Raw genomic sequence first — 8,881 nt, forward strand, 5'->3', positions numbered from 1 at the left:
GGTGCTCGACTCCCCCACACTGCCGGCAACGTGGCACGGTTAGGCTGAACCCGCCATGAGCGACTATCTGCGTGACGGTGCGGCCATCTACCGCCAGTCCTTTGCCACCATTCGTGCCGAATCCGACCTGTCGGATTTTCCCTCCGATGTCGAGCCGGTGGTGGTGCGCATGATCCATGCCAGCGGCCAGACCGATCTGACGAACAACGTGGTGGCCACTCCCGGCGTTGTCCGTGCCGCGCGCGCCGCCCTCGCCGCCGGGGGACCGATTCTGTGTGACGCGAACATGGTGGCCTCGGGCATCACCCGCAAGCGGTTGCCTGCGAACAATCCGGTCCGCTGCCACCTCGGCGAACCGGGCCTCGCCGAGCTCGCTGACAGCATCGGAACAACGAGAACCGCTGCCGCCCTGCAGTTCTGGCGCGACGACATCGAGCGCTCGGTGGTCGCGATCGGCAACGCACCGACCGCCCTGTTCGCCCTGCTGGACTTGATCGACGACGGATGGCCGCGTCCGGCCGTCATCGTCGGCGCGCCGGTCGGCTTCGTCGGCGCGGCTGAGTCGTGCGCGGCCCTCGCCGAGCGCACCGACCTGGAGTTCATCACCGTGACCGGCCGCCGCGGCGGCTCGGCGATTACCGCGGCGGCGATCAACGCCCTCGCGAGCCCGGTCGAGTGAACGCGATGACTACCGACACCGGGAAACTCTGGGGCATCGGACTGGGTCCGGGCGACCCCGAACTCGTCACCGTAAAGGCAGCCCGGATCATCTCCTCCGCGGATGTGATCGCCTATCACTGTGCGCGCCACGGGAATTCGATTGCCCGTTCGGTCGCCGAACCCTACCTGCGGGACGGACAGGTCGAAGAGCGGCTGATGTACCCGCTCACCGTGGAAACCACCGATCACCCGGGCGGCTACGCCGGCGCCATGGCCGACTTCTACACCGAGAGCGCGGCCCGGCTGGCCGCGCACCTTACGGCTGGACGCGACGTGGTGGTGCTCGCCGAAGGCGATCCGCTGTTCTTCTCGTCGTACATGCACATGCACAAGCGGCTGTCCGACCGTTTCGCGGCGGAGATCGTCCCAGGGGTCACGTCGGTCAGTGCCGCCTCGGCGGCGCTCGGTATCCCGCTGGTCGAGGGCGAGGAGACGCTGACGGTGCTCCCCGGCACCGCCGAACCCGCCGAGTTGATCGCACACTTCCGCTCCGGCGAAGCGCTCGCGGTGATGAAGTTGGGCCGAACCTTCGGCAAGGTGCGCGACGCACTGTTTGCCGCCGGACGGCTCGACGAAGCCTGGTACGTCGAACGCGCCTCGACCACGCGCCAGCGCATCGCGAAAGTCACCGACGTCGACCCCGCATCGGTGCCCTACTTCTCCCTGATCGTGGTCCCCGGCCGCCGCAACAATCCCCTCGCCCCTTCGGTCGCCGCACCGGACTCCCTCTCGGTCGAAACGACACCCCAGCCCACCGGACACGTGACCGTGGTCGGCCTCGGTCCGGGACCGCTCACCCAGACCACACCCGAGGTCAGTGCCGCACTGGACGCCGCTACCGACCTCGTCGGCTACACGACTTATCTCAAGCGCGTCACGCCGCGGCCGGGCCAGCAGCTCCACGCCACCGACAACCGTGTCGAGGCCGAGCGTGCCGAGTTCGCCCTCGATCTCGCCTCCCGGGGCGCACGCGTCGCGGTGGTCTCGTCCGGGGATCCCGGCGTCTTCGCGATGGCCACCGCCGTCGTCGAGGCCGCTGGCGAGGAGCAATGGCACCACATTCCGGTGCGCGTCCTGCCCGGTGTGAGCGCCGCCCAGGCGGTGGCGGCCGCGGTCGGCGCCCCCCTCGGACACGACTTCGCCATTCTCTCCCTTTCCGACCTCCTCAAACCGTGGTCGGTGATCGAGGAACGGATTCGCGCCGCTATCGACGCCGACCTGGTCTTCGCCATCTACAACCCGGCGTCGAGCAAGCGGACCGAGCAGATCGTCCGCTTCCAGGAACTGCTCACCGAACTACTCCCGGCCGAGCGCGTCCTCATCCAGGGCCGCGACGTCGGCGGCTCCGGCCAGCAGCTGCAGCTGCTCACGCGCGAGGAGTTCGATCCATCCTCCGTCGACATGCGAACCCTGCTCATCGTGGGCTCATCGCAGACGCGGATCCTCCGCCGCCCCGCCGGCGACCTCGCCTACACTCCACGGCGCTACGGGTAAGAATTCTCGACTGGAAGCTCGGCTGGCACACCACTACCGATCAGCGGAATCGGCCGCTCGCACGATCGACCGGACACAATCGACGGCAGCCGCCGCACTGGTCACGCATTCGACGCCGGCCGGTTCACTCGGCCGTTCGACGACGATCACGTCGATCCCCACTTCCGCGGCGGCGGTCAGCTTCGCTCGGGTGAGCTCTCCCCCACTGTTCTTGGTGACCAGCAGGGTGATCCGGTGCTCGGCGAGCAGCGCACGCTCGTCGTCGAGGCCGTACGGACCGCGCGAGCGCAGGATCTCGTGGTGAGCTGGCAGCGGCCCTTCCGGTGGGTCGACGACGCGGATCAGGAACCACGCGTTCTCCACGCCAGCGAATGCATCGACGTCCTGGCGTCCGGTAGTCAGGAAGACCCGGCCACCCCGCTCGGCGACGGCCTCGGCCGCCGCGTCGATATCAGGCACCGAGATCCAGCGATCGGCGGGCCCCGCCTCCCACGCGGATCGCGCAAGGCGGATCAGCGGAACATCCGCCTGCGCACACGCCTGGGCGGCATTGGCAGTGATCCGCACCGCGAACGGATGGGTCGCATCGACGACCGCGCGAATCTGGTTGTCGCCCAACCACTTCCGCAGTCCCTCGACTCCACCGAAACCGCCGATCCGCACCTCGCCGACCGGCAGTCGCGGATTCTGCACTCGCCCGGCGAGTGAGCTGATCACCGGAATCCCTTCGGCGACTAGGGCTTTCGCGAGTGCCCGCGCCTCTGCGGTCCCGCCGAGAATCAGCACTCGAGAATCAACCATGGCGCCCTTCGACAGGCTCAGGGGGCGGGAGGTTCGGCGACTGCGGGGGCGGAGGGCGGAGCTTGCTCATTCGGGCGTGCGAGTACAGGTAACTGTCAATCGCTTCACCGGACCCTGGATCCAGCACCCTGCCGACAAAAATCACCGCGGTCTTGGTGATCCCCGCATCGGCCAGCGCCCGGGGCATCTCACCGAGCGGTGCGCGGACAATCTGTTCGTCACCGCGCGAGGCGAAAGCCACTGTGGCGGTGGGACATTCGATTCCATAAGACGGTGCCAGCGCTTCGACGATCTGCTCGGTCCGGTGCGCCGCGAGGTGCAGCGCCAGCGTGACGCCCGCCTTCGCCAGCGAACCAAGGTCCTCCCCCGGCGGCATATCGGTCGACAAGGTCGATACCCGGGTGATCAGCAGACTCTGGCCAACCCCCGGCACCGTCAGTTCGGTGTCCAGGGCGGCCGCCGCGGCGGCGAACGCCGGAACACCGGGCACCAGTTCATATGCGATGCCCCGTTCCCGCAACCGACGCTGCTGTTCGGTGAGCGCCGAGTAGATGGCGAGATCCCCCGAATGCAACCGCGCAACATCGTGCCCGGCGGCATCGGCGTCGGCCAGATGCGCGACGATCTCGTCGAGCGTCATGCGTGCGGTGTCGATCGCCACGGCCCCCTCCGGCAGCAGGTCCAGCAGTTCAGCGGGTACCAGCGACCCGGCATACAGGCAGGTCCGGCATCGCCCGAGCAGTCGTGCGCCGCGCACGGTGATCAGGTCCGCCGCACCCGGCCCGGCGCCGATGAAGTAGACGGTCACCGGGTCATCACCCACTGCACCACCGGCAACGCCGGCCGCCAGGCGGTCATCGCCCCCAGCGGCGCGGCCGTGGCGACGGACAGCCGGGTCAGCGTGCCCCCATGCTCAGCATGGGCGGCCACCAGGAGGTGCTCGGTTTCCAGGGTCACCGCGTTGGCCACCAGGCGGCCCCCGTCGAACAATGCCGCCAGGCACAGTTCGAGGACCTGAGCGTCGAGCCCACCGCCGAGGAAGATCACGTCCGGATCCGGCATGGCCTCGAGAGCCGCCGGTACCGCACCGGCGATGGTCAGCCGGTCGGCTACCCCGTGCGATCGGGCGTTAGCGGCGATCCGGTCGGCCCGCTGCGGATCTGCCTCGAAAGCGATCGCCCGGGCGGTCCGGGTCTGGCGCAGCCATTCGATACCGACGCTGCCTGCACCGGCGCCCACATCCCAGAGCAGTTGTCCTTCTCCCGGCGCGAGCGCAGCGACCGAGACGGCCCGATTCGTCTGTTTGGTGAGCTGCCCGTCGTGATCGAACTGGTCATCGGGTAGGCCTGGTGCCGCGCGCCGGATCGGGCCGATACAGTCGATGGCCACGACGTTCAACGCCGGACAATCAGGCACCGTCCACGAACGGGCTACCCCGCTCACCGCGGACTCATCCGGGCCGCCGAGCTCGCCGAGGACCGACAGCATCGACCAGCCGAATCCGGTGTTACGCAGCAACTCCGCCACCTGGGTCGGCGTATCGGCGTCGCGGGAGAGCACCAGCACGCGAGCTCCGTCCGTTAATGCCGGAATGAGAGTGGTCGGTTCCGCCGTCACCAGACTCACCACCTCGAGGGCCGCGAGGTCCCAGCCCAACCGGGCCGCGGCGAGCGAAGCACTCGAGGGCGCCGGTAGCACGGTCACCCGATCAGCCCCGACTGCTTTCACCACCGTCGAACCCAGTCCGTGGAACATCGGGTCACCACTGGCGAGCAAATGAACCACGTCGCCGTCGGTGGCCTCCCCCGAGAGCACAGTTTGCAGGTGTTCGGACATCGGAGAGGTCCACGAAATGGCCTGTGCGGCAATGCTCTCCGGTAGCAGTGCTACCTGGCGGACCGAACCGTAGACCACGCTCGCCGCGGTCAGCTCCGACCGCGCACGGCCGCTGAGTCCAGCCCAACCGTCCGCACCGATGCCGACGACGACAAAGCGCGTCGCCGCTGGGCCGTGACCGTTCATCGCGGCAACCTGCGCCAGATCGCGCGCGGCAACAAACGCATGCCGAAGAACACCGGCCGCAACCGCCCGGGAATCCAGACCTCACCCTTGCCCTTCCGGTATGCCTTGGCCACCGCGTCGGCGACCTGGTCTGCGGTCACCGACATCGGCGCCGGCGCCACGCCCGACTCCATCAACTCGCGCGTCATGGTGCCGATCACAAAGCCGGGGCGCACTAGCAGCAGGTGCACGCCGGTGCCGTGCAGTGCATCGGCCAGTCCGCTGGCGAAACCGTCCAGACCAGCTTTGGTGGAGCCATACACGTAATTGGCCCGCCGGACCCGCACTCCGGCGACCGACGAGAACACGATGAGCGTGCCGGTGCGCGCGGTGCGCATCGCGTTGGCCAGCAGCGTGATCACGCTGATCTGCGCGTAGTAGTCGGTATGGGCGATCTGCAACGCATGCGTCACGTCGGTCTCGGCGCGCTGCGCGTCACCGAGAATCCCGAATGCCACGATCGCGACGTCGATCGGCCCGTACTGCTCAACGATGGACGTGACGAGGCCCGGGTGCGAGTCGACCTCGTCCGCGTCGAAACCAACGGTCGCCACCTCCGCCGCACCGGCACCCAGTAGCGCGGCCCGTTCGGCTCCCAGGTCATCAGGGCGGCGAGCAGCGAGGACCACCCGGCTACCCGCTCCCGCCGAATTCCGGGCCAGCCGCACCGCGGTGGCCACCCCTATTTCACTGCGTCCACCGAACACCACGATTGTTCCCACGCGTGCAGTATCCCACCCGGGGGCTGCCCCACCGGACCGATACCCTCAGCCCATGGCCCGCACTGTCGACGACCTCAGTCCCGAAGCCCGTCAACTCCTGACCGAGTACCACCTCGCGTCACTGGCGACGCTGCGCGCGGACGGCACCCCGCACGTCGTCGCCGTCGGCTTCACCTTCGATCAGCAGGCCCGTAAGGCCCGGGTGATCACCTTCGAGGGCAGCCAGAAGGTTCGCAACGTCGAGCGCGGCGGCTATGCCGCCCTCACGCACGTCGACGGCCCACGCTGGCTGACGCTGGAAGGCCCGGCCCGCATCCGCCGCGAACCGGAGGCCGTTCGCGACGCCGAACGGCGTTACGCCGCGCGCTACCGGGAACCGAAGCCAAACCCACAGCGCGTCGTCATCGAAGTCGACCTGCGTCGCGCGCTCGGCTCGGCCACCATGTTTGAGGCACTCAACCCAGCCGAGTGAGCCCGTGCGGGCGGGCGTTCACCGACTCGGCGCCCGTCTCGGTCACGATCACGATGTCCTCGATCCGGGCACCCCACTGGCCCGGGAAGTAGATGCCCGGCTCCACGCTGAATGCCATACCAGGCTCGATCAGCAGGTCGTTGCCCTCGACGATATAGGGCTCCTCGTGCACCGACAGGCCGATGCCGTGACCGGTGCGGTGGATGAAGTGCTCGGCCAGCCCCGCCTCGGCGAGCACCTCCCGCCCGGCGGCATCGATGCTTTCGGCTGTCACGCCCGGACGGACCGCCGCCACCGACGCGGCCTGCGCGCGCTCGAGAACCGCGTACGCGGCGGCGATCTCCGCTGACGGGTCATCGAAGCAGTAGGTCCGGGTGCAGTCGGAGTTGTAGCCGACCCCAAGCGGGCCACCGATGTCGATCACGACGATATCGTCCACACCGATCACCCGCTCGGAGTGTTCGTGGTGCGGATCGGCGCCGTTCGGACCCGAACCCACGATGACGAACGCTGCCGCCGAATGCCCCTCCTCCAGGATCGCCGCGCTGATGTCGGCAGCGACCTGCGCCTCGGTCCGCCCTGGGCGCAGCCACTCGCCCATCCGGGCATGCACTCGGTCGATCGCCGCACCCGCGTCCCGCAGCGCCTGCAACTCGGCCTCGTCCTTGATCATCCGCAGCTCGCGCAGCATCGGGGTCGCCAGCCGCACCGGCGCACCGGCCCGCTCGGCGAGCGGAATCAGGTGCAGCGCCGGAAGAGCCTCGGCCACCGCGAGCTCCAGCCGTCCACCAGCCGACGCGATTCCGCGCAGCGCGAGGTCGTACGGGTCCTGCCCATCGGCCCAGTCGCGGACTTCCAGTTCGAGTTCGCCAATCGCCGAACCGGCCAGCGAGCCCAGCTCCAGGCGGGGCGTCACCAGGTACGAATCCCGCGTCGGCTGCACCACCAGCGCGGTCAGTCGCTCAAAGGTGTCGACGGCCGCGCCGGTCAGATACTCCAGGTCCGGACCGGCGCCGATGACCATCGCGGCGATCTTGCGGTCGCCGGCGATCTGTGCCGCCCGCCGCAACCGCTGCGCGTAGACGTCACTGCCGAACCGAGTCCCATCACCAGAAGCCATGTCCGTCAGGGTAACGTCGCGGCACATATGACACAGTGACCGCATGGGAAAGGTCATGCTGCTTGACGGTGCCAGCCTGTGGTTCCGCTCGTTCTTCGCGCTACCGGAGAAGATGACCGCGCCGGACGGTCGCCCAGTGAACGCGGTGCGCGGCTTCCTCGACACCATTGCCTCGCTGGTCACCACGCACGAGCCGACCCGGATCGTCGTCTGTCTCGACCGCAACTGGCGCCCAGACTTCCGCACCGCACTCATCCCCGAGTACAAGGCCCACCGCGTCGCCGAGGGCGGCGATGGAACGGCCGAGGAAGTCCCCGACACCCTCACCCCGCAGGTCGACATGATCCTCGACGTCCTGCGTTGCGCCGGAATCGAGACCGGCGCCGCGGACGATTGCGAGGCTGATGACGTAATCGGCACCCTCGCAGTCGACGAGGCAGCAGACGAGGTGCTCGTGGTGACCGGAGACCGCGATCTGCTGCAGTTGGTCGCCGATGATCCGGTGAGTGTGCGCGTTCTGTACGTCGGGCGCGGTCTGGCTAAAGCCGAGCTGATGGGCCCGGCGGAGGTCGCTGCCAAGTACGCCGTTCCGCGAGCCCGCGCGGGCACCGCCTATGCGGAGATGTCTATGCTGCGCGGCGACCCCTCCGACGGCCTCCGCGGGGTCAAGGGTATCGGCGATAAGACCGCCGCCAAGCTGATCACCGCCTATGGCAGCCTCGATGCGCTGGAAGCTGCTGCGGCACAACCGGATTCGGGAATCTCGCCACGCCTCACCGGGGCGCTAGAAGATGCCGCCGACTACCTGCGCGCCGCACGCACCGTAGTGACCGTTCGCTCCGACGCACCCGTCGAATTCAGCCGCGGCGACCAGTTGCTGCCCCCGGCGCCCGATGATGCCGACGGACTGGCGGCCCTGGTGGAGCAACTGGGCATCGAAGCCAGCATCGGACGGCTGTCTGCCGCGTTCGGCTGGTTCTGATCAGTCGAACGGGTCGGATACCAGATAGTTACCGTCGGCGTCGAGCACGGTGATGGTCACGTACTTGGGCGCGGAATTCACCTTCAACTGGCAAGTGAACTCCTCACCCTTGCGCACTTTCACACCTGCGGGGCAATTCACATCGGTGATCTTCTGCGGTTGCTTGCCGCCCTCGCTCGCCAGCACACGCTCCACACCGGATTCCAGACCGGCCTGAGAGAACGTCTTCGGCAACCAACCGGGCCACACATAGGCCGACACCGCACCCAGACCGCCCAACACCAGCAGCGCGAGCACCACCGGCACAGCGACCCGCTTGCCGGACTTCGCCCTCCCGGCCTTCCGGCCAGCACGCCCCGCCCCCGTTGGCTGCGGCGCAGCGGACTCGACGGGACCCAAGTACGCGCCGGGAGACGACTGCTCGCGGGGATCTGCGTACGTTGCGGCCTCGCCCACTGCAACTGGTCCGGGCATCGCCCGGGTCGCTTCCGCCCGGGTCGCTTCTGGAT

Annotated in this window: 10 protein-coding genes; 4 read left to right on the forward strand and 6 right to left on the reverse strand. The window is 68.5% G+C overall.

Annotated features, from left to right (window positions below):
• Positions 1-55: 55 nt before the first annotated feature.
• The gene (locus WAW85_RS15705) at positions 56-679 is read left to right on the forward strand and encodes a precorrin-8X methylmutase (RefSeq protein ID WP_422560522.1); all 624 of its coding nucleotides are present in this window, start codon (positions 56-58) and stop codon (positions 677-679) included.
• A gap of 5 nt (positions 680-684) precedes the next feature.
• On the forward strand, positions 685-2,214 hold the full coding sequence (locus tag WAW85_RS15710) for a precorrin-2 C(20)-methyltransferase (protein ID WP_422560523.1): 1,530 nt from the start codon (positions 685-687) through the stop codon (positions 2,212-2,214).
• Between the two features lie 33 nt (positions 2,215-2,247).
• Here WAW85_RS15710 and WAW85_RS15715 read toward each other — a convergent pair whose 3' ends face one another.
• The 4 genes from WAW85_RS15715 to WAW85_RS15730 are packed head-to-tail and all read right to left on the reverse strand — an operon-like array spanning position 2,248 to position 5,798.
• The gene (locus WAW85_RS15715) at positions 2,248-3,015 is read right to left on the reverse strand and encodes a cobalt-precorrin-6A reductase (protein WP_422560524.1); all 768 of its coding nucleotides are present in this window, start codon (positions 3,013-3,015) and stop codon (positions 2,248-2,250) included.
• Entirely contained in the window at positions 3,008-3,823 is an 816-nt protein-coding gene (locus WAW85_RS15720) for a cobalt-precorrin-4/precorrin-4 C(11)-methyltransferase (protein ID WP_422560530.1), read from the reverse strand. Before WAW85_RS15720 ends, WAW85_RS15715 begins: the two co-directional genes overlap by 8 nt.
• Positions 3,820-5,037, reverse strand: coding sequence for a precorrin-6y C5,15-methyltransferase (decarboxylating) subunit CbiE (gene cbiE / locus WAW85_RS15725; RefSeq protein ID WP_422560525.1), 1,218 nt, complete (start codon positions 5,035-5,037; stop codon positions 3,820-3,822). Before cbiE ends, WAW85_RS15720 begins: the two co-directional genes overlap by 4 nt.
• Positions 5,034-5,798, reverse strand: a complete 765-nt coding sequence (locus WAW85_RS15730; protein ID WP_422560526.1) for an SDR family NAD(P)-dependent oxidoreductase — start codon at positions 5,796-5,798, stop codon at positions 5,034-5,036. The genes cbiE and WAW85_RS15730 overlap by 4 nt, the downstream gene beginning before the upstream one ends.
• Positions 5,799-5,850: 52 nt before the next feature.
• Here WAW85_RS15730 and WAW85_RS15735 point away from each other — a divergent pair, with 52 nt between their 5' ends.
• Positions 5,851-6,270: a TIGR03618 family F420-dependent PPOX class oxidoreductase gene (locus WAW85_RS15735; RefSeq protein ID WP_422560527.1), complete on the forward strand. Its 420-nt coding sequence runs from the start codon at positions 5,851-5,853 to the stop codon at positions 6,268-6,270.
• Here WAW85_RS15735 and WAW85_RS15740 read toward each other — a convergent pair.
• Positions 6,254-7,390, reverse strand: a complete 1,137-nt coding sequence (locus WAW85_RS15740; protein ID WP_422560528.1) for a M24 family metallopeptidase — start codon at positions 7,388-7,390, stop codon at positions 6,254-6,256. The two genes, WAW85_RS15735 and WAW85_RS15740, sit on opposite strands and share 17 nt — an antisense overlap.
• Before the next feature lie 55 nt (positions 7,391-7,445).
• On the opposite strand from WAW85_RS15740, the gene WAW85_RS15745 reads away from it, so the two are divergent.
• On the forward strand, positions 7,446-8,372 hold the full coding sequence (locus tag WAW85_RS15745) for a 5'-3' exonuclease (RefSeq protein ID WP_422560531.1): 927 nt from the start codon (positions 7,446-7,448) through the stop codon (positions 8,370-8,372).
• On the opposite strand, the gene WAW85_RS15750 is transcribed toward WAW85_RS15745, so the two are convergent.
• On the reverse strand, positions 8,373-8,881 hold a 509-nt coding region (locus WAW85_RS15750), incomplete at its 5' end, for a DUF4333 domain-containing protein (RefSeq protein ID WP_422560529.1).

This window comes from Gordonia sp. (in: high G+C Gram-positive bacteria) (assembly GCF_049299075.1).
Taxonomy (GTDB): Bacteria; Actinomycetota; Actinomycetes; order Mycobacteriales; family Mycobacteriaceae; genus Gordonia.

Excerpts from the sequence above, each read along its gene's own strand:
- WAW85_RS15705 (WP_422560522.1), top strand. The coding sequence starts at position 56 with ATGAGCGACTATCTGCGTGACGGTGCGGCCATCTACCGCCAGTCCTTT.
- WAW85_RS15710 (WP_422560523.1), top strand. The coding sequence starts at position 685 with ATGACTACCGACACCGGGAAACTCTGGGGCATCGGACTGGGTCCGGGC.
- WAW85_RS15715 (WP_422560524.1), bottom strand. The coding sequence starts at position 3,015 with ATGGTTGATTCTCGAGTGCTGATTCTCGGCGGGACCGCAGAGGCGCGG.
- cbiE (WP_422560525.1), bottom strand. The coding sequence starts at position 5,037 with ATGAACGGTCACGGCCCAGCGGCGACGCGCTTTGTCGTCGTCGGCATC.
- WAW85_RS15735 (WP_422560527.1), top strand. The coding sequence starts at position 5,851 with ATGGCCCGCACTGTCGACGACCTCAGTCCCGAAGCCCGTCAACTCCTG.
- WAW85_RS15740 (WP_422560528.1), bottom strand. The coding sequence starts at position 7,390 with ATGGCTTCTGGTGATGGGACTCGGTTCGGCAGTGACGTCTACGCGCAG.
- WAW85_RS15745 (WP_422560531.1), top strand. The coding sequence starts at position 7,446 with ATGCTGCTTGACGGTGCCAGCCTGTGGTTCCGCTCGTTCTTCGCGCTA.